The organism is Stenotrophomonas sp. STEN225, from assembly GCF_056756445.1.
On the sequence record NZ_JBRRBV010000019.1, the window covers coordinates 1 to 19,841 of the forward strand.

The following is a 19,841-nucleotide window of genomic DNA, read 5'->3' on the forward strand; positions in this document are numbered from 1 at the left end:
GCGCCGGGCCATGCCCGGCGAGCGCGGCGGCATCAGGTAGCGCCGGGCCATGCCCGGCGAGCGCGGCGGCATCAGGTAGCGCCGGGCCATGCCCGGCGAGCGCAGCGGCATCAGGTAGCGCCGGGCGATGCCCGGCGAGCGCGGTCAATGCGTGCGCTGCACCGCGTAGCGGGCCAGTCCACGCAGAGCGGCGACGGCATCATTGTCGCCCAGCCCGTCGAGCGCACGCTCGGCGCGCTCTGCGTATTCCTCGGCCCGGCGACGACTGTAGTCCAGGCCGCCGGTGGCGTGGATCGCGGCCAGCACTTCCGGCATTGCCGACGCATCGCCTTCCTGCACGATGGTGCGCAGGCGCTCGCGGGTGGCGTCGTCGGAGTGGGCCATGGCATGGATCAGCGGCAGCGTTGCCTTGCCTTCGGCGAGGTCGTCGCCCAGATTCTTGCCCAGCTCCTCGGCGTTGGCCGAGTAATCCAGCACGTCATCGGCGATCTGGAAGGCGTAGCCCAGATGCATGCCGTAGTCGTACAGCGCCTGCTGGGTGGCTTCGTCCACGCCGCTGGCCAGCGCGCCCAGGCGGGTGCCGGCAGCGAACAGCACGGCGGTCTTGCGCTCGATCACGCGCAGGTAGGCCGCTTCGTCGGTATCCGGGTTATGCACGTGCAGCAGCTGCAGCACTTCGCCTTCGGCGATGCGATTGGTGGTGTCGGCCAAGATCCGCATCACCGGCATGCGGTCCAGCTCGACCATCAGCTGGAAACTGCGCGAGTACAGGAAGTCGCCAACCAGCACGCTCGGTGCGTTGCCCCACAGGGCATTGGCGGTGCTGCGGCCGCGCCGCAGGCTGGATTCGTCCACTACGTCATCGTGCAGCAGGGTGGAGGTGTGGATGAACTCGATGATCGCCGCCAGCTGGTGGTGCTCGGGGCCGGCATGGCCGACCGCATGACCGGCCAGCATCACCAGCATCGGCCGCAGGCGCTTGCCGCCGGCGGAAATGATGTGGTCCGCGATCTGGTTGATCAGCACGACGTCCGAGGACAGCCGGCGCCGGATCAGGGCGTCGACGGCGGCCATGTCGGCCGCAGCAAGCGACTGGATCTGGGGCAGGCCCAGGGCGGGGCGGGTGTCTTCGGTGATGGTCATGCGATCAGGCTTTCAGGCTCGTCGATGATTATAGGCGCTGCCCGTGAATTCGGGCGCAAACCGGCCTGCGGGTCTGATCGCCCCGGCCGTCCGTGACTGCCTGGCGTGAATACGTATGCAGGTGGCGCCATCCCCGGGGAGGCACCGCTAAGCTTGCGGGACTTGGTTTTCGGCCCGCTTCCGGCGGGTCCCGCATGCCCGGAGGGGGGCTGTCGATGTCGCACTATCCATGGTGGCGCGGAGCCGTCATCTACCAGATCTATCCGCGCAGTTTCCTTGACGCCAACGGCGACGGGGTCGGTGACCTGCCAGGGATCATCCAGCGCCTGGACCACATCGCCACGCTGGGTGTGGATGCCATCTGGATCTCGCCGTTCTTCAAGTCGCCGATGGCCGACTTCGGCTATGACATCGCCGATTACCGCGACGTCGACCCGCTGTTCGGCAGCCTGGAGGACTTCGACCGCCTGCTGGCCAAGGCCCACGGCCTGGGGCTGAAGGTGATGATCGACCAGGTCCTCAGCCATACCTCGATCGAGCACGCGTGGTTCCGCGAGAGCCGCCAGGATCGCAGCAATCCGAAGGCCGACTGGTACGTCTGGGCCGACCCGCGTGAGGACGGCACGCCGCCCAACAACTGGCTGTCGCTGTTCGGCGGCTGCGCCTGGCAGTGGGAACCGCGCCGCGAACAGTACTATCTGCACAATTTCCTGGTCGACCAGCCGGACCTGAACTTCCACAACCCGCAGGTGCAGCAGGCCACGCTGGACAACGTGCGGTTCTGGCTGGACCGTGGCGTGGATGGCTTCCGCCTGGATGCGATCAACTTCTGCTTCCATGACGCGCAGCTGCGCGACAACCCGGCCAAGCCCGCTGACAAGCGCGTTGGCCGCGGCTTCAGCCCGGACAACCCGTACGCATACCAGTACCACTACTTCAACAACACGCAGCCGGAGAACCTGCCGTTCCTGGAGCGGCTGCGCGCGCTGCTCGACCAGTACCCCGGTGCGGTCAGCCTGGGCGAGATCTCCTCGGAGGATTCGCTGGCCACCACCGCCGAGTACACCCGCGATGGCCGCCTGCACATGGGTTACAGCTTTGAACTGCTGGTGGACGACTACAGCGCGGCCTACATCCGCGAGACTGTCTCGCGCCTGGAAGCCGCGATGACTGAAGGCTGGCCGTGCTGGGCGGTGTCCAATCACGATGTGGAGCGCGCGGTCACCCGCTGGGGCGGCCATCCGGCCGATCCGCGCCTGGCGCGCATGCTGGTGGCGCTGCTGAGTTGCCTGCGCGGCTCGGTCTGCCTGTACCAGGGCGAGGAACTGGGCCTGGCCGAGGCCGAGGTGCCGTTCGAGGCGCTGCAGGATCCCTACGGCATCACCTTCTGGCCGAACTTCAAGGGCCGCGATGGCTGCCGCACTCCGATGCCGTGGACGGATGCGCCACTGGCCGGTTTCACTACCGGCCAGCCGTGGTTGCCGATTCCGGCCGGGCACCGGGCAGCGGCCGTCGCGGTGCAGGACGCTGACCCGCAGTCGGTGCTGGCGGCCTTCCGGGCATTCCTGGGCTGGCGTCGCCATCAGCCCGTCCTGCAGCATGGCAGCATCCGGTTCCTTGACAGCAGTGAGCCAGTGCTGCTGTTCGAGCGTATGCTTGCAGATGAAACCCTCCTGCTGGCCTTCAACCTGTCGGGCGAGGCGGTGACCCATCCGCTGCCGGCCGGCCGTTGGCAGCAGATGGATGTGCCGGGCCCGGATGCGGGCACGGTGCAGGGTGGCGAACTCCAGCTGCCGCCGCGTGCGGTGTTCTGCGCACGACGCAGCTGATCAATTTCTCCGGTGGCGGTACTTGCGGGGACGGGGCCGAAGCGCCCCGTCCCTTTTTTATGGGCCGTGCCGTGGCTGGCGGACCCCGCCCAAAAGAAAACCCGCTGCTTAGGCGCAGCGGGTTTCCGGTCATGCCTGCGGTCCTCGCCGCCGGGCATGGCCCGGCGCTACCGATGGAGCGGTTGCCGGGCAGCGTCCGGCATTCGATGGGCGGTTGCCGGCCCGGGGCCGGCATTGCCCGGTGAGGGTCAGAACTTGTAGTTCACACCCAGCACGTAGGTGCGGCCCCACTCGATGTATTCCAGCGGGCGATCCTTGGTGCCGGCGTAGGTGCGGTACGGCTCGTTGGTCAGGTTGCTTCCCTGCAGCAGCAGGGTCAGCCCGCGCAGGGCGCTGCTGTCGCTGAAGGTGTAGCTGATCTGTGCATCGGTCACGTTCTCGCCCACCACATAACGCAGGGTGCGGTTGCCGTTGAAGTTGCCGATCTCACCGATGAAGTCCGAACGACGGCGCTGGCTCACGCGGGCCTCGAAACCATTGCGCTCGAAGTACGCGGTGAAGTTGTACACACGCTTGGACAGGCCCGGCAGGCTGATGGGATCGGTACCCACGCTGGAGGCGCTTTCCGGGTCGAGGATCTTGATGTCGCTGTCGTTGAACGTGGCACTGGCCTGCACGCCGAAGTCGCGCAGGCTGTCGGTGAGCATCTCCAGCGGGAACGAACCGGTCAGCTCGAGGCCGCGCAGGGTACCGCCCTCACCGTTCACCGGCGTGGAGAAGGTGCCGGTCGGCAGCACGGGCACCACCATGCCCGGCGGCGGCACGTAGTTGCCGAGCAGCCCGCTGAAGTCGTAGTTGTCCACCGACTGCGTGTAGACGTAGCTCTTCAGGTCCTTGTAGAAGATCGCCGCAGCGACGTAGGCCTTCTCGCCGAAGTACTTCTCATAGGACAGATCCAGCGCGGTGGCGCGCCACGGGTCCAGCCGCGGATTGCCGCCGCTGCCGCCGGGGCGACCGGTGGAGGTATCCACGCCGAACTCCAGGCCGGCGCGCATCTGGTCCACGCGTGGGCGCGCGACCTGCTTGGCTGCCGCGAAGCGCAGGGTCTGTTCGTGCGGGAACATGAATGCCAGATTCAGGCTCGGCAGCCAGTCGTTGTACTTGCGACCGTCGGAGTAGGGCTGCACGTTGCTGCCGGCGGGCTGCGACGCGTCCCAGTAGCGGGAGTCCGAACTCTGATCGGTGCGCTGCATCTGCACGCCGATGTTGCCGCGCACGCCGACCACGCCGATGTCGGTGTTGATGTTCAGGCGCGCCCAGGCGGTGGTGATCTTCTCCTGCACCGTCCACGACTTGGGAATCAGGTAGTCCAGGTTGTCGACCGGATCGAAGGTCATGTAGCGGGCGACCGCCGCCGGCACGTTCCAGGCCGGGATGGTACCGAGGCCGGCAAAGCCCAGGTTCACCGGGTCGTACTGCAGGTCCGCCGCGATGTTGGCATCGCCCTGGGCACCGAGCAGGATGTTGCCCTCGGACTGGGTCTTGACCTTGCGGCGATCGGCATAGTTCACGCCGATGTCCAGGTCCGGTGCCCACGACGCCATCGCTTCGGGCAGGGCGATGGTCGCCGCCAGCTTGCCGCCCTTCAGGCGATCTTCCACCTTCGGCACCTTGCCGTAGCCGGACCCATAGATGGTGTTGGTCAGGAACAGGGCATCGGGATTGGAGTAGTTCAGCCCCGGGCTGATCTGCGAGAAGCCGTTCTGGCGGATCTGCACGCCGACCGTATCCAGCTGCGGCATGGGCGTGAGCTGCAGATTGTTCTCCAGGTTCAGCTCGTCACGCGTGGCCTTGGAGTAGTTCAGGTCGGCGACCAGCTTGACGCTGCCGAAGTTGAATTCGTTGTTCCAGCCGAACGCGTCGATCTTGTCCTTGCGCTTGTTGTACATGCCGCGCACCAGCGGGTACACGCCGCTGGCGGTACCGCCGGTGAAGGTGCCATCGGCGTTGATCTGCGGATTGCTGATCAGCAGGCCCGGCAGGTAATTGCCGTTGTAGTTGCTGAGGTTCAGTTCGAACTGGTTGGCGGTGTCGATCTGCTCGGCTTCGGTGTGGAACGCATCGAAGGTGCTGCTCCAGCTGTTGTTGGGCCGGAACTGGATCGTGGCCATCACGCCATCGCGCTTGTTGTTGCCGGTACGGCGCAGCGCCTTGATGCCGTCGGAGAAATAGGTGCCTGCAGCAACGCCGGGACGTTTTCCGTCCGTGGTGTACTGGGTGGTCCACGGCTCGTACAGGCCGACCTGGTTTTCCTGGATCGGGTTGTCGCTGTGCGCGTAACCGATGGCGATGCCCAGGGTCTTGTCGAAGAACTGGTCGATGTAGCTGGCGCTGAAGCGGTTGCCGAACTCATCGACGTTGGCCGCATCGCCGAGCGAGCTCTTCTGCAGGCGCCCGCTGACGGCGATCACCCGGTCGGGGAAGCTGAGCGGACGGGCGGTCTGCATGTCGATGGTGCCCGACAGGCCCTGGCCGACCAGTGCCGCATCGGGCGTCTTGTACACCGTCACGCCGTTGACCAGCTCGGATGGATACTGGTCGAACTCGACGCCACGGTTGTCGCCGGTGCTGACGACCTCACGGCCGTTGAGCAGGGTGGTGGCGAAGTCCGGTGACAGGCCGCGCACGCTGATCACCTGTGCACGCCCGGCGACGCGCTGCGCGGCCAGGCCGGGCAGCCGCGAGATGGATTCGGCAATGCTGACGTCGGGCAGCTTGCCGATGTCCTCGGCGGAGATCGCTTCCACCACCGAGGTGGCGTCCTGCTTGATCGCGATCGCGTTCTCGATGCCGCGGCGGATACCGGTGACCTGCACCGTATCCAGGTTGGTGGCGGCGGTGCCGGCCGGCGTGGTGGTGCTCTGCGTGGTCTGTGCCGCCGCCAGTGACGGCGCCAGGACAACGGCCAGCGCGATGCTCAGCGCGCTGCGCTTGTGGTTCAACATTTTCCCCTCCCAGGCAATGTTGTTGTTCATTTCGAGGTCGTTCCGGCAACGCCGTGAACGTGCGACGCGGTGGCCGCTGTCGTCGCCGCTATGGTAGGCAGCGGGTTCTCCGCGGGAATCACCCTGCATACGTATTCAATGACGTTTGCAGGGTTGTAATCGCTTTCAGATCCCCGCCACGGTAGCGCCGGGCCATGCCCGGCGAACATCACGCGGGGGCATCCATCACTCCAATGGCGTGAACCGAATGGCCTGCCCGCCGCCCGGCGCCAGCATCAGGGGCAGTGCATCGGCGCTGGTCACTTCACGCGTCTGCCGCGTGAACGCGAACGGATTGCTGCGGTAGTCCGCACCGTCGCCATCGCGATAGATTTCCGCGCGGTAGCGCACGCCCGGCTCCAGGAAGCCCAGCGACACCGGCAGCACGCGGCCATGCTCGTCGGTGATGCTGCCCAGGAACCAGTCACGGCTGTTGCGGTCGCGGCGCACGATCGTCACGTAGTCGCCCACTTCACCATCGAGCACGCGGCTCTGCTCCCAGTCCACCGCCACGTCTTCGATGAAGCGGAACGCCTCCCGATGCTGCAGGTAGTGTTCGGGCAGATCGGCGGCCATCTGGATCGGGCTGTACAGCACCACGTACAGCGCCAGCTGACGTGCCAGGGTACTGGGGATGGCCTGGCCGTGGCGGCCCTTCAGGCTGAGGATGCCGGGGGTGTAATCCATCGGTCCGGCCAGCATCCGGGTGAACACCAGATTGACTTCGTGTTCGGGCGGGTTCGGCGGCTGGCCCCAGGCGTTGTACTCCATGCCGCGCGCGCCTTCGCGGGAGATCCAGTTGGGATAGGTGCGGCGCAGGCCGGTGTCCTTGATCGGCTCGTGCGGATTCACCGACAGGTGCCGGCGCGCGGCTTCCTGCACGACATGCAGGTGGTGGCGCGCCATGAACTGGCCGTCGTGCCACTCTCGCCACAGCGGGCCACCCGACGGGTTGCGGCGGTCGACCTGGCCGTCGTCGCAGACGTAGCCGGTCTTGAACTGGTCCACGCCCAGCCGCGCATACAGGTCCAGCGCGGCGTCGAGCTGCGCCTCATAGTGTTCGATGGCACAGCCGGTTTCATGGTGGCCGATCAGGTGCACGCCCTTCTTCAGTCCATATGCCGAAAGCGCTTCAATGTCGAAATCGGGCGTGGCGCGAGTGAAGTCGAAGTCGTAGCCATTGCCCACCCACATGCCGTCCCAGCCGGGATTCCAGCCCTCCACCAGGACGCCACGGAAGCCGTGCGCGGCGGCGAAATCGATCACCTTCCTGGTCTTGGCGGTGGTCGCCGCATGCTTCGGTCCGGTCGCCCAGCTTTCGTTGTCCAGGTGCATCGACCACCACACGCCCAGGTACTTGGCCGGCTTCACCCAGCTCACATCGCCCAGTGCATTGGGCTCGTTGAGATTGAGGATCAGGTCGGACTCGACCAGGCTGCCGGCGCGGTCGGCGATCTGCAGCGTGCGCCAGGGCGTGACGAAGGGCAGGGCACGGCGCACCTTCCACCCTTCGGCCGAGGGCGAGAGCTGCGCGCGCAGGCGCTGGCCGTCGGTGCGGCGCAGCCACATGCCGGCGTAGTCCACCAGCGCAGCCTCATGGATCGCAACGTGCAGGCCATCGCGGCTGCGCAGCGTCATCGGCGTGTGCACCAGCGGGATCTCGCGCAGCGGCGTGCGCTGGTAGAGATACTCGTAGTGGATCGGTTCGCCGGCGGGGATCCACCATGCTGTGGAGTCTGCCGCGATGGCGAATTCGGTCAGCTCGTCATCGATGATCGCTTCGCGCAGGTTCGGTTGCTCAGGGAACACATAGCGGAAGCCCAGGCCGTCGTCGTAGACGCGGAACACCACATCCAGCCGGCGCTTGCTGCCGGTGGTTTCGGCCAGCTGCACGGTCAGCTCGTTGAAATGGTTGCGGGTGAGGCGGCGTTCCCCCCACGGCTGTTCCCACGTCTCGTCGACGCTGCGCCGTTGCTGCCCGAGCAGGATGAAATCCCGGTCCAGGCGGCCATCGCGCAGTTCGAAGCCAAGCCTGGAATCCTCCACCACGGCTTCACCGAAGCGCTCCACCCGGTAGCGGGCGGTGCCGCCGTCCAGCACCAGGCTGACCTTGAGCACGTCGCCGGGCGATTGGACGCTGGTGATCTGGGGGGCGGCCTGCGCCAGCGTGGCCAGGCCCAGCAGCGCAACGCCCATGATTCGCGCGAACACCGCACGTACAACACTGGATGACATCGGCATTTCCCCTCCCAAGGCGCCGTTGGCAGACCCGGACCATAAGCCAGCCCGGCGGGCGTACTGCTGCGTCGGTGCATGAATACGTATGCAGCTGGACGCAGGCGACAGCCCCGCGTCTACCATGGGCCCAAGGCACCTTGAGGGAGGTGCCGCGCCCGCGCGCCGGTCACGGCTGCGCGGACCTATAAACGGTGCAGAGAGGGAGGGAGGTCGACGGGCGCAAGCCGGTCTGCCGCTTCGATGCTGAAGATCATTTGCCTGACCGCTGCCCTGGGGGCAGCGCTGGGGACGACCGCGCATGCGGCCGACCTGGAATTCGACGGCCGCCATGCGCGCGCCGAAGCGTCTGCCAAGGGCAGCTTTGTGCTGCACACGCCGAACGGCGCTGTGCCGATTGCCGCCACGCCGATGCGCAGCCAGACCGGAAGCGTGATGTTCGACGCGCTGTTCGCGCTGGCCCAGCAGGAGATGGCGCAGGACCGGGTCGATGCGATCCGCGACCCCGCCTTTGACGAAGGACGGCCGGTGCCATGCGACTGCTTCCAGACCGGTGCCCGCTGGCCCTACGTGTGGACCCGCGATGTCAGCTTCGCCGCCGACCTGGCGTTGGCGCGGCTGGATCCGCAGCGCACGCGTCAGTCGCTGCAGTTCAAGTTGTCGGCTGCCCGTGATGGGCGCACGCCCGGCCTGTTCGTCGCGCAGGATACCGGCTCCGGCGGCAGCTGGCCGATCAGCAGCGACCGTGTGGTGTGGTTCCTGGCCGCACGCCACCTGCTGGATGATCCTGCTTTTGCCGAACAGGTCTGGCAGGCGCTGCAGGGCACGCTGGCACAGGACCGGGCGATGGTGTTCGACTCACAGATGGGCCTCTATCGCGGCGAGACCTCGTTCCTCGACTGGCGTGAACAGACGTATCCGGACTGGACCCGGGAGAACGTGCGCTTCATCGGTGATTCCTACGCGCTGTCCACCAACGTCCTGCACTACCAGGCACTGCGGCTGGCAGAGCAGATGGCCGCGCAGCGGGGCGATGATCGCCGTGCGCAGTACAAGGCGTGGGCCGATGAACTGGCGGTACGGATCGATGCGCGCTTCTGGCGCGACGACATGGGCCAGTACATGAGCTACATCGGTGAGGCGGCGCATCCGGTGCCCTACGCCAAGGTCGACCTGCTGGGCCTGTCGCTGGGCATCCTGGCCGACGTGCTGCCCGAGGCGCGGGCGCGCCGCGCGCTGGCGAACTACCCGATGGGGCCGGCCGGCAGCCCGGTGGTGTGGCCACAGGAAGCCCAGCAGCCGATCTACCACAACCGTGCGATCTGGCCGTTCGTCAGTGCGTATTCGCTGCGTGCTGCGCGACAGCTGGACGACGCGCCGCGCATCGCCGCCGAGATCCGCTCGCTGATGCAGGGGGCGGCACTGGCTGGTTCCAACATGGAAAACTACGAGCTGGTCAGCCAGTCCGTGCATGTGGACGAAGGCGCGCTGAGCGGGCCGGTGGTCAATTCAGAGCGCCAGCTGTGGTCGGTGGCCGGCTATCTGGCCATGGTCACCGAAGGCGTGTTCGGCGTGCAGGACGATGGCCGCGTGCAGCCCAAGCTGCCGGCCGCGCTGGTGCCGGAACTGTTCGGCACACATCCCCGTATCACGTTGGAAGCCAACGGCAAGCGCTATGTGCTGGAGCGCCCGCAGAACGTGGGCGATGGCCTGCTGGTGGCCGGCAGAACCACCACGCGTGGCAGCACCACGACGGTGCAGCTGGTCGCCGCCCCGGCAGCAACCGGTTTCGCTGCCACGACTGCGGAGGCCAACGTGCGTGCGCCGGCCACGCCGGTTGCGCCGCAGGCCCTGCGCAAGGGCGCGGGCTGGAACGTTCCGGTGGCAGCCGATCAGGTGCTGTGGAAGGATGGCAAGGCGGTCACCGACAGCAAGGGCGTGGCGCGCATCAGCGACGATGGCCTACAGCATTGCCTCAGCCTGACCCGGCGCGAAGGCACGTTGGAATCGCTGCACAGCCCGATGCTCTGCGTCGGTCCGCAGCAGGTGCTGAAGGGCGAGGAACGCTGGCAGTTCACCTCGGCCAAGGCCGGGCAGGTGCGCCTGCGCCTGCAGTACCGCAACCCGAACGGGCCGATCAACACCGGCGTCACGGCTGCGGTCAAGCAACTGGTGCTGCAGTGCCCGGGCCAGCCATCGCAGCGGCATACGGTTGCGATGCCGCACAGCGTGGCCGTGCAGGACTCGACCTCGGCAACGTTCGCTGTGCCCAAGGGGCCGTGCACGGTCGTGCTTGAAGAAGGCTTCAACATGAGCGCACTCGAGCATTTCGCGCACTACACCGGCGGAAAGGGCGGGCGCGAAGGCGTGCTCAACCAGGCGCAGGTGAAGGCGCTGACGCTGGCGCCGGTCGTCACGGCGGAGGACGCACGATGAACCGCCCTGCCAAACCGCAGCTGTCGTTCTGGCAGATCTGGAACATGTGTTTCGGCTTCCTCGGCATCCAGTTCGGTTTTGCCCTGCAGAACGCCAACGCCAGCCGCATCTTCGAGACGCTTGGCGCGGACATGGAGTCGGTGCCCGGGCTGTGGATCGCCGCACCGTTGACCGGCCTGCTGGTGCAACCGGTGATCGGTTATCTCTCCGACCGCACGTGGACGCGCTGGGGCCGGCGTCGCCCGTTCTTCATGATCGGCGCGGTGCTGACCACGCTGGCCCTGCTGGTCATGCCCAACTCACCTGCCTTGTGGATCGCGGCGGGCACGTTGTGGGTGCTGGATGCTTCGATCAACGTATCAATGGAGCCGTTCCGGGCCTTCGTGGGCGACCAGCTGGCACCGCGCCAGCGACCGGCCGGTTACGCGATGCAGAGCTTCTTCATCGGTGTCGGTGCCATCGTCGCCAGCTTCCTGCCATTCATCCTGGCCCACTTCGGCGTGGCCAACACAGCCGCTGCCGGCGAGGTGCCGGATACGGTGCGCTATGCGTTCTATTTCGGTGCGGCAGTGCTGCTGGCGGCGATCACCTGGACCGTGGTCAGTACCCGCGAGTATTCACCGGCAGAACTGGCCGGGTTCGAAGACGCCGAGCCGCCGGCGCACCATGCCGCCGCCGCTGCGAGTGGCCCCGCACCGTGGGCGCAGGTGGCGTTGTGGCTGGGGGCGGGCGTGCTGCTGGCCGCTGTGATCGCCGCGCGCCAGGGCGACAGGATGCTCTACGTGCTGGCGGGTCTCTGCGCGGGCTATGGTGTGCTTCTTGCGCTGGCCCGTACGCTGCCGCGGGCGCACATGCTGGCGGCGATCGTGGGTGATCTGCGGGCGATGCCGGTGACCATGCGCCGGTTGGCCTGGGTGCAGTTCTTCTCGTGGTTTGCGTTGTTTGCGATGTGGATCTACACCACCGCAGCGGTGGCCGGCACGCATTTCGGTTCCACCGACCCGCAGTCGGCGGCGTACAACGAGGGTGCCAACTGGGTCGGTGTGCTGTTCGGCGCCTATAACGGCTTCGCCGCACTGGCCGCCTTGCTGATCCCGCCGATGGTGCGCGCCATCGGCTTGCGCTGGAGCCACCTGGTGAACCTCTGGCTCGGCGGGCTGGGTCTGATCTCGCTGATGTTCATCAAGGATCCCACCTGGCTGCTGCTGTCCATGGCTGGCGTTGGCTTCGCCTGGGCCTCGATCCTGTCGCTGCCGTACGCCCTGCTGTCCGACAGCGTGCCGGCGGCGAAGATGGGCATCTACATGGGCCTGTTCAATTTCTTCATCGTCATTCCGCAGCTGGTCGCGGCCAGCGCGCTGGGCTTCGCACTGCGCGAGTGGCTGGGCGGAAATCCCCTGCACGTGCTGGTGCTGGGTGGAGTGAGTCTGTTCATTGCCGGGCTGTGCGTGCTTCGCGTGCCGGCCCATCAGGAGAGTGCGTGATGCATGTGTATTCCAGAATGTCGCTGGGGCTGTCGCTGGCCCTGCTCGCCACGGCGGTACAGGCCGCATCGCGCCCGGACTACGTGGGCACGCTCGAACCGTTCGCCAGCGATGCCGTGTACTTCGTGGTGACCGATCGTTTCGTCAACGGTGATCCGTCCAACGATCATCGCGATCAGGGGGGCAGCCACCGCACGTTCGACATTCCGGTGCCCTGCCCGGACAAGGTGGACGGCAACATCGGCTACCTCGGCGGCGACTTCAGGGGCGTGCTCGACAACGCCGACTACATCCGTCAGCTCGGCTTCGGTGCGGTGTGGATCACGCCGATCGTCGACAATCCGGATGAGGCGTTCACCGGCAGCAAGCCGATCAGCTGCACCAGCACGCTGACCGACCGCGGCAAGACCGGCTACCACGGTTACTGGGGCATCAACTTCTACAAACTCGACGAGCACCTGCCCAGCAAGGACCTGGACTTTGCAGGCCTGACCAAGGGCCTGCATGGTGCCGGCCTGAAGGTGGTGCTGGACATCGTCGGCAACCACGGTTCGCCGGCCTGGACCATGCCGACGCGGCAGCCGCAGTTCGGCCAGATCTTCGACAAGGATGGAAAGCTGATCGCCGACCACCAGAACCTGCCCCCGCAGAAGCTGGATCCAAAGCACAACCCGCTGCATGCGTTCTACAACACCATCGGTCCGGTCGACAGCAAGGATGGCTCGATCTTCGATGGCAACCTGGCCGAGCTGTCCGACTTCAACCAGAACAACCCGGCGGTGATGGACTACCTCGTCGGCGCGTACCTGCAGTGGACCGCGCAGGGCGTGGACGCACTGCGCATCGATACCATCGGCTGGCTGCCGCACCCGTGGTGGCACGAGTTCGTGAACCGCATCCGTGCCGAGCATCCGAACATGTTCATGTTCGGCGAGGCCTTCGATTACGACGCCAGCAGGATTGCCGAGCACACCTGGCCGGGCAACGCCAACGTGAGCGTGCTCGACTTCCCGCTGCGTGGCGCGCTGGAACAGACCTTCGGTACCGCCGGCAAGGGCTTCGAGACGCTGGACGAGCCGCTGCACCTGACCGGCGGCCCCTATGCCAATCCGTACGAGCTGATGAGCTTCTACGACAACCACGACATGCCACGCCTGCAGGCCAGCGACAACGGTTTCATCGACGCGCACAACTGGCTGTTCACCGCCCGTGGTATCCCGGTGGTCTACTACGGCTCGGAAACCGGCTTCATGCGGGGCCGTGCCGAGCATGCCGGCAACCGTGCCTACTTCGGCCAGGCGCGGGTGGATGCCGCACCGCAGAGCCCGATCTTCGCGCCACTGCGGCGCATCGCCCAGCTGCGCCAGGCCACCCCGGCGCTGCAGCGCGGCCTGCAGGTGAACGAGCGCCTGCGTGGTGACGAGGCGGTGTTCTTCCGTGTGCTGCAGCAGGGGGATGTGGCACAGACCGCACTGGTGCTGTTGAACAAGGGCGACAAGGCGACGGTTTTCCAGGTGGAGCGCTACCTGCAGGCGGGCCGCTGGCGCGACGCGCTGGACGGCGGTTCGTTGCAGGTGGATGCTTCCCTGAAGGCCGAAGTGCCCGCGCATGGCGTGAAGGTGTACGTGCTGGATGCCTGCGTGCAGCAGCCAGCGCTGCAGGCAGAGCTGGACAGGGCGATGGCCGACCAGAAAGCTCGGGACCAGCGTCTGGGACGGTGAGGGCGCCGCCGGGCATGGCCCGGCGCTACCGCTCTGGTGGGTGCCAACCTCGGTTGGCACTCCCGCTCTGGTAGGTGCCAACCTTGGTTGGCACGCTCTTCGAGCAGGCTCGACCCTACAATAGGCACCCCTCACGCCGCGCCGTACCGCCATGTCCGACCTCGCCCCGCAGACCCCGATCGAAACCCTGCTGAAGGCGGCGATGGACGGGGCGGTGCCGATCCGCGCCTTCATGGAGGCCTTCGTCGCCTCCGAGGTGCTGCTGCTGACCGGCAGCCTGGTCACCCCCGACGGCAGCGGCTTCGACCCACTGCTGTTCGACAAGCAGGGCACGCTGCACGTGGCCGTGTTCACCGATCCATCGCGGGTGGGCATCTACAGCCAGCAGGCCGAACACCAGATCCGCTGGCTGATGCTGGACGTGCTGCGCCGCGTGCCGGGGGGCTACGGCGTGGTGATCAACCCGGGTACCTCGCTGGGCTTCGAGATTTCGCCCAGCGGCATTGGCGAGATCCTGAAGGATTTCGCCCAGGGCTGAGGCCACCCGACGGGGCCGTCCACCTGCGGGCCTTGCGGCACCCGGTCCGGTGCCCGCAGGCCGGGTTCACTGCGTAGTCCCGTCCGATCACGTCCGTTGTTTCAGCCGCGCAGCGATGATTCCCGCACCACCAGCTTCACCGGGATGCTCTGGCTCTCCACCGGCTGCCGGCTGATCGAGGCCAGCAGCCGTTCCACCAGCAGCTGCCCGGCCTGCTTGGTGTCCTGCTGCACGGTGGTCAATGCCGGCGATACAGATGCGGCCAGCGGGATGTCATCGAACCCGGTGACCGCCACGTCCTGCGGCACCCGTAGCCCGGCCTCGCGCAGTGCACGGATCGCACCGATGGCGATCAGGTCGCTGGCGGCGCAGATCGCATCGATCGGTTCGCCTCGCGCCAGCAGCGCCTGGCAGGCTTCCTGGCCGGACGCTTCGGTGGTGATGGCATCGTGCTGCAGGGCCGGCTCGGCATGCAGCCCGTGATCGCGCAGGGCTGCCACGTGACCGCGGTAGCGCTCCTCGAATTCCGGGTAATGGCTGGAGGCGTGGCCGAGGAAGGCAATGCGCCGGCAGCCCTGCTGCAGAAGATGGGTGGTGATGTCGTGCCCGCCCTGGAAGTTGTCGCTGCCGATCGACACCCCGGGCTGGCCGGGCAGGGCCGCACCCCAGCGCACGAAGTGGGTGCCCTGTTCGACCAGCCGCTGCAGGCGGTCGCGCGATTCGTGGTAGTCGCCATAGCCCAGCAGGATGATGCCGTCGGCCTTGTTGCTGTCCTCGTAGTCGGCCTGCCAGTCGGTCGACAGCTGCTGGAACGACACCAGCAGATCCTGCCCGTGCAACGCGCAGGCGCGGGTGATCGAACCCAGCATCGAGTGGAAGAACGGGTTGATCAGCGAATCGTCGTTGGTCGGGTCCTCGAAGAACAGCAGGGCCAGCGTGCCGGCATTGCGCAGGCGCAGGCTGGAGGCGTTCTTGTCCACCTTGTAGTTCAGCTCGCGGGCGATGCGCAGGATGCGTTCTCGGGTCTCCGCATTGACCATCGGGCTGCCGCGCAGGGCCCGCGACACCGTCGGCTGGGAGACGCCGGCCAGATGGGCGATGTCCAGGGAGGTGGCTTTGCCTTTGATGGTCATGGGGGAAGCGCGCGAACGAATGAGTAGATGCCCCGGCATGATGCCATGGGGGCGCCATCGCAGCGCCGGCTGTCACTGCGGCCGGCCGCGCCGGGATGTCCGGCGCGGATGGCTAAGTCATTGCCTTACAAGGATTTCAGTAGGATCTTTCGGTGTCTTTCGTCGCTTCTGGCCGGGCACGGAGCGGCGGCAGTGCTAAGATGCGGTGTTCTTGCATTCCCCCAAATTCATCGGGGGCGGCCCAGTGTCCTGCACCCCCGGCCGGGGCTGTGCCATCACTGGTCGACTGCCCCTGGACAACGGACGAAGGTACCTATGGCGCGCGGCATCAATAAAGTCATCCTGGTCGGCAATCTCGGCAACGACCCGGACGTGAAGTACACCCAGAGCGGCATGGCGATCACCCGCATCAGCCTGGCCACCACCAGCGTCCGCAAGGACAAGGATGGCAACCAGCAGGAACGCACCGAATGGCACCGCGTGGTGTTCTTCGGCAAGCTCGGCGAGATCGCCGGCGAGTACCTGCGCAAGGGCAGCTCGGTCTACGTCGAAGGCAGCCTGCGTTACGACAAGTACACCGGCCAGGACGGCGTGGAGAAGTACTCCACCGATATCGTCGCCGATGAGATGCAGATGCTGGGCGGCCGCGGTGAAGGCGGTGGTGGCGGTGGCGGCAACTACGGCGGTGATCGTCCGCAGCGCCAGCAGGCACCGCGCCAGGAGTACGGCGGTGGTGGTGGCCAGCGTGGTGGACAGGGCGGTGGCTATGGCAACCAGGGCGGCAACCCGCGCCCGCAGCCGCAGCAGTCGGCGCCGCCGATGGACGATTTTGCTGACGACGATATTCCGTTCTGATCGGACGCGCGTCCGCAGGAAACAGAAAGCCCCGCCGATGCGGGGCTTTTCTTTTTTCCACGGCAGGCCGGCGTTGTGCCGCGCAGCATGGATTTTTCGTGCACCGCGTCTTGCAAAAAAAAGAATTCCTCCCTTATGGTGCAATCGATTGCATTGCTGTGAATCGTTGCGTTTGATACCGGTTGGGAGGCCGGCAGATGGATGTCCATCCATTCGATCGGACCGGCATCGGGGCTTACGCGGCGCGATGCGTTGCGCATGGCGTTCGCTGGCGGCCTTGGCCTGGCTGCGGCAGCCGCGCTGCCCTCGTTCGCCGCCCAGGCCCCACTCAAGGGCAACCTGAAGCATTCCGTCGCCCGCTGGACGTTCCCGCAGCAGTCGGTCGCCCAGCTCTGCCAGACGGTGAAGGATATCGGCTTCGCCGCCATCGATCTGGTGGGGCCGGCGGACTGGCCCACACTGAAGGCGCATGGCGTCTACAGCTCCATGTGCAACGGCGCCGAGATCAGCCTGACCAAAGGCTTTGCCGGCCGCCAGTATCACGATGCACTGGTGGAGCGCTACGCGCGGCACATCGATCTGGTGGCCGATGCCGGCTACCGCAACCTCATCTGCTTCTCCGGCAATCGTGACGGCATGGATCCGCGGGAAGGCCTGGAGAATGCCGAAGCCGGGCTGAAGCGCATCCTCGGCCATGCCGAGAAGCGTGGTGTCGTGCTGGTGATGGAGTTGCTGAACTCCAGGGTCGATCATCCCGATTACCTGTGCGATCACTCCGCATGGGGCGTCGAGCTGTGCCAGCGGCTCGGATCGGACAATTTCGGCCTGCTGTACGACATCTATCACATGCAGATCATGGAGGGCGACATCATCGCCACCATCGGCAGGCATCACCGCTTCTTCAAGCACTACCACACCGCAGGTGTGCCAGGCCGGCACGAGATCGGTGACCAGCAGGAACTGCATTATCCGGCCATCTGTCGCGCGATCCGCGACACCGGCTTCGAGGGGTATCTGGCGCAGGAGTTCATGCCTGCGGCACCCGATCCCGTCGGCTCGCTGCGCGAGGCGATCCGCCTCTGCGACGTCTGAAACGATATCCACCCAGGTGAAGTAGACCCATGGCAGACAATCATTACGACGCCATCGTTGTTGGCTCGGGAATCAGTGGCGGTTGGGCGGCGAAGGAACTGACCGAGAAGGGCCTGAAGGTCCTGATGCTGGAACGCGGGCGCAACATCGAGCACGTCAAGGACTACGTCAATGCGATGAAGGAGGCGTGGGATTTCCCGCACCGCAACCGGCCGACACAGGCGATGAAGGCCGCCTTTCCCGTATTGATGCGTGACTACGGCCTGGCCGAGAACCTGGAAGGGATGTGGGCCAATGAGCAGGAATCGCCGTACGTCGAGACCAAGCGCTTCGACTGGTTCCGTGGCTACCACGTAGGCGGCCGTTCGCTGATGTGGGGGCGGCAGAGCTACCGCTTCTCCGACCTGGATTTCGAAGCCAACCTCAAGGACGGCATCGCTACTGACTGGCCGATCCGCTACGCCGACATCGCCCCCTGGTACGACCATGTGGAGAAGTTCGCCGGTATCGCCGGTACGCGCGAAGGACTGGACGTGCTGCCGGACGGTGAATTTCTGCCGCCGATCCCGCTGAACATCGTCGAGAAGGATGTGGCCGCGCGGATCAGGAAGGCGTTTGGCGGAACGCGGCACATGATCCACTCGCGTACCGCCAACATCACCCAGCCCATGCCCGAGCAGGGGCGCGTGAACTGCCAGTACCGCAACAAGTGCATCCTGGGCTGTCCCTTCGGTGCCTACTTCTCGACCCAGGCGGCGACGCTGCCGGCGGCGATGAAAACGGGCAATCTGACATTGCGGCCCTTCTCGATCGTCAAGGAAGTGCTGTACGACAAGGACCGCAAGCGCGCGCGCGGTGTGGAGGTCATCGATGCCGAGACCGGGTTGACCTATCAGTACACGGCCAAGGTCATTTTCCTCAACGCATCCTCCTTCAACTCGACCTGGATGCTGATGAACTCGGCCACCGATGTCTGGGAGGGCGGTCTGGGGTCGTCATCCGGCGAGCTGGGGCACAACGTGATGGACCATCATTTTGGTGCCGGTGCCTCCGGCCGGGTCGAGGGTTACGACGACAAGTACTACTTCGGTCGCCGCCCCTGCGGCTTCTACATTCCGCGCTTCCGCAACGTCGCTGCGGACAAGCGCAGCTACCTGCGCGGATTCGGCTACCAGGGCGGTGCCAGCCGCACCGGGTGGTCGCGCGAGATCGCCGAGCTGAACATCGGTGCCGACCTGAAGGAGGCGCTGACGCTGCCGGGCGACTGGCGCATCGGCATGACCGGATTCGGCGAGATGCTGCCGCACCACGACAACACGATCCGCCTGGATCCGCAGCGCAAGGACAAGTGGGGGTTGCCGGTGCTGGCGATGGACGTTTCGATGCGCTCGAACGAACTGGCGATGCGCAAGGACATGGCGGCCGATGCTGCCGAGATGCTGGAGGCAGCCGGCGTCAAGGACGTGGAGATGCACGACAACGACTACGCCCCGGGCAAGGGCATCCATGAAATGGGCACGGCCCGCATGGGCCGCGATCGCAGAAGCTCCGTGCTCAACCAGCATAATCAGGTCTGGGATGCGCCGAATGTCTATGTGACCGATGGCGCCTGCATGACCTCCAGCGCGTGCGTGAATCCATCGCTGACGTACATGGCGCTGACGGCACGGGCCGCCGACCATGCCGTACGCGAACTGAAAGCGGGGAACCTGTGATGGACCGTCGCGAACTGTTGAAGATGATCCTCGCCGCCACCGGCGCGGCCATGGTGGGCCTGCCCGCACTGGCCGCAGGGCAGAGCGCGACGACAGGATCGAAGGCCGCGTTCTCTGCCGCTGACATCAGCATGCTGGACGAGATCGCTGAAACCATCCTGCCGCGAACCACAACGCCGGGCGCGAAGGATGCCGGCGCGGGCCCGTTCATGGCGCTGTTCGTCACCGATTGCTACACCCCCCGGCAGCAGGCGATATTCCGCGCCGGCCTGGTCGATATCGACAAGCGTGCCGGTGGCCGCTTCGTGTCGCTCCCCTCGCAGGCCCGCAGCGAACTGTTGCGCACCCTGGATGCGGAAGCCCGGGCGCACGTCGTCGAGGTCACCGAGACCGGTGCCGCGGAAGAGGGGGAGGCTGCGCCGCACTACTTCACGATGATCAAGCAGCTGGTCATCTTCGGCTTCTTCACCTCGAAGGTCGGTGCGACCGAAGTGCTGAAGTACGTTGCGGTGCCGGGTCGCTATGACGGCGATCTTGCCTATACGCCCGGCACGCCGGCGTGGGGGACCAGCTGATGGACCTCCACGCCTCGACCCTCCACCTTGATCCGGAAGCA

13 protein-coding genes are annotated in these 19,841 nt (G+C 66.2%); 9 read left to right on the plus strand and 4 right to left on the minus strand.

Features of this window, described 5'->3' with window-relative positions; genetic code table 11:
* Nucleotides 1–144: 144 nt before the first annotated feature.
* The gene (locus tag ACVOJ1_RS16285; RefSeq protein WP_065174563.1) at nucleotides 145–1,143 is read right to left on the minus strand and encodes a polyprenyl synthetase family protein; all 999 of its coding nucleotides are present in this window, start codon (nucleotides 1,141–1,143) and stop codon (nucleotides 145–147) included.
* Between the two features lie 215 nt (nucleotides 1,144–1,358).
* Here ACVOJ1_RS16285 and ACVOJ1_RS16290 point away from each other — a divergent pair, with 215 nt between their 5' ends.
* The gene (locus ACVOJ1_RS16290; RefSeq protein ID WP_065174564.1) at nucleotides 1,359–2,972 is read left to right on the plus strand and encodes an alpha-glucosidase family protein; all 1,614 of its coding nucleotides are present in this window, start codon (nucleotides 1,359–1,361) and stop codon (nucleotides 2,970–2,972) included.
* A 248-nt stretch (nucleotides 2,973–3,220) separates the two neighbouring features.
* On the opposite strand, the gene ACVOJ1_RS16295 is transcribed toward ACVOJ1_RS16290, so the two are convergent.
* Both ACVOJ1_RS16295 and ACVOJ1_RS16300 read right to left on the minus strand, forming a co-directional pair.
* The gene (locus ACVOJ1_RS16295; RefSeq protein ID WP_346480649.1) at nucleotides 3,221–5,977 is read right to left on the minus strand and encodes a TonB-dependent receptor; all 2,757 of its coding nucleotides are present in this window, start codon (nucleotides 5,975–5,977) and stop codon (nucleotides 3,221–3,223) included.
* A gap of 225 nt (nucleotides 5,978–6,202) precedes the next feature.
* Nucleotides 6,203–8,257, minus strand: a complete 2,055-nt coding sequence (locus tag ACVOJ1_RS16300; protein WP_346480650.1) for a glycoside hydrolase family 97 protein — start codon at nucleotides 8,255–8,257, stop codon at nucleotides 6,203–6,205.
* 237 nt (nucleotides 8,258–8,494) lie between these two features.
* Here ACVOJ1_RS16300 and ACVOJ1_RS16305 point away from each other — a divergent pair, with 237 nt between their 5' ends.
* From ACVOJ1_RS16305 to ACVOJ1_RS16320, 4 genes are all read left to right on the plus strand, one after another.
* The gene (locus tag ACVOJ1_RS16305) at nucleotides 8,495–10,687 is read left to right on the plus strand and encodes a glucosidase family protein (RefSeq protein WP_346480651.1); all 2,193 of its coding nucleotides are present in this window, start codon (nucleotides 8,495–8,497) and stop codon (nucleotides 10,685–10,687) included.
* A complete protein-coding gene (locus tag ACVOJ1_RS16310) occupies nucleotides 10,684–12,171 on the plus strand; it encodes an MFS transporter (protein WP_164151764.1) in 1,488 nt (495 codons plus the stop codon). The genes ACVOJ1_RS16305 and ACVOJ1_RS16310 overlap by 4 nt, the downstream gene beginning before the upstream one ends.
* Entirely contained in the window at nucleotides 12,171–13,892 is a 1,722-nt protein-coding gene (locus ACVOJ1_RS16315) for an alpha-amylase family glycosyl hydrolase (protein WP_481558716.1), read from the plus strand. Before ACVOJ1_RS16310 ends, ACVOJ1_RS16315 begins: the two co-directional genes overlap by 1 nt.
* A gap of 151 nt (nucleotides 13,893–14,043) precedes the next feature.
* Nucleotides 14,044–14,430 carry an SseB family protein gene (locus ACVOJ1_RS16320; RefSeq protein ID WP_053516683.1) on the plus strand — a complete coding sequence of 129 codons (387 nt, stop codon included), beginning with the start codon at nucleotides 14,044–14,046 and terminating at the stop codon, nucleotides 14,428–14,430.
* 101 nt (nucleotides 14,431–14,531) lie between these two features.
* Here the strand turns inward: ACVOJ1_RS16320 and ACVOJ1_RS16325 are convergent, their stop codons facing one another.
* Nucleotides 14,532–15,563 carry a LacI family DNA-binding transcriptional regulator gene (locus ACVOJ1_RS16325; protein WP_053516684.1) on the minus strand — a complete coding sequence of 344 codons (1,032 nt, stop codon included), beginning with the start codon at nucleotides 15,561–15,563 and terminating at the stop codon, nucleotides 14,532–14,534.
* Nucleotides 15,564–15,878: 315 nt separating this feature from the next.
* On the opposite strand from ACVOJ1_RS16325, the gene ACVOJ1_RS16330 reads away from it, so the two are divergent.
* From ACVOJ1_RS16330 to ACVOJ1_RS16345, 4 genes are all read left to right on the plus strand, one after another.
* Complete coding sequence (locus tag ACVOJ1_RS16330; protein WP_197571102.1) at nucleotides 15,879–16,418, plus strand: single-stranded DNA-binding protein; 540 nt, start codon at nucleotides 15,879–15,881, stop codon at nucleotides 16,416–16,418.
* A gap of 201 nt (nucleotides 16,419–16,619) precedes the next feature.
* Complete coding sequence (locus tag ACVOJ1_RS16335; RefSeq protein WP_180875414.1) at nucleotides 16,620–17,510, plus strand: hydroxypyruvate isomerase family protein; 891 nt, start codon at nucleotides 16,620–16,622, stop codon at nucleotides 17,508–17,510.
* A gap of 29 nt (nucleotides 17,511–17,539) precedes the next feature.
* Entirely contained in the window at nucleotides 17,540–19,225 is a 1,686-nt protein-coding gene (locus tag ACVOJ1_RS16340) for a GMC oxidoreductase (protein WP_111186020.1), read from the plus strand.
* Nucleotides 19,225–19,800 carry a gluconate 2-dehydrogenase subunit 3 family protein gene (locus ACVOJ1_RS16345; RefSeq protein WP_346480652.1) on the plus strand — a complete coding sequence of 192 codons (576 nt, stop codon included), beginning with the start codon at nucleotides 19,225–19,227 and terminating at the stop codon, nucleotides 19,798–19,800. The genes ACVOJ1_RS16340 and ACVOJ1_RS16345 overlap by 1 nt, the downstream gene beginning before the upstream one ends.
* Nucleotides 19,801–19,841: the final 41 nt, after the last annotated feature.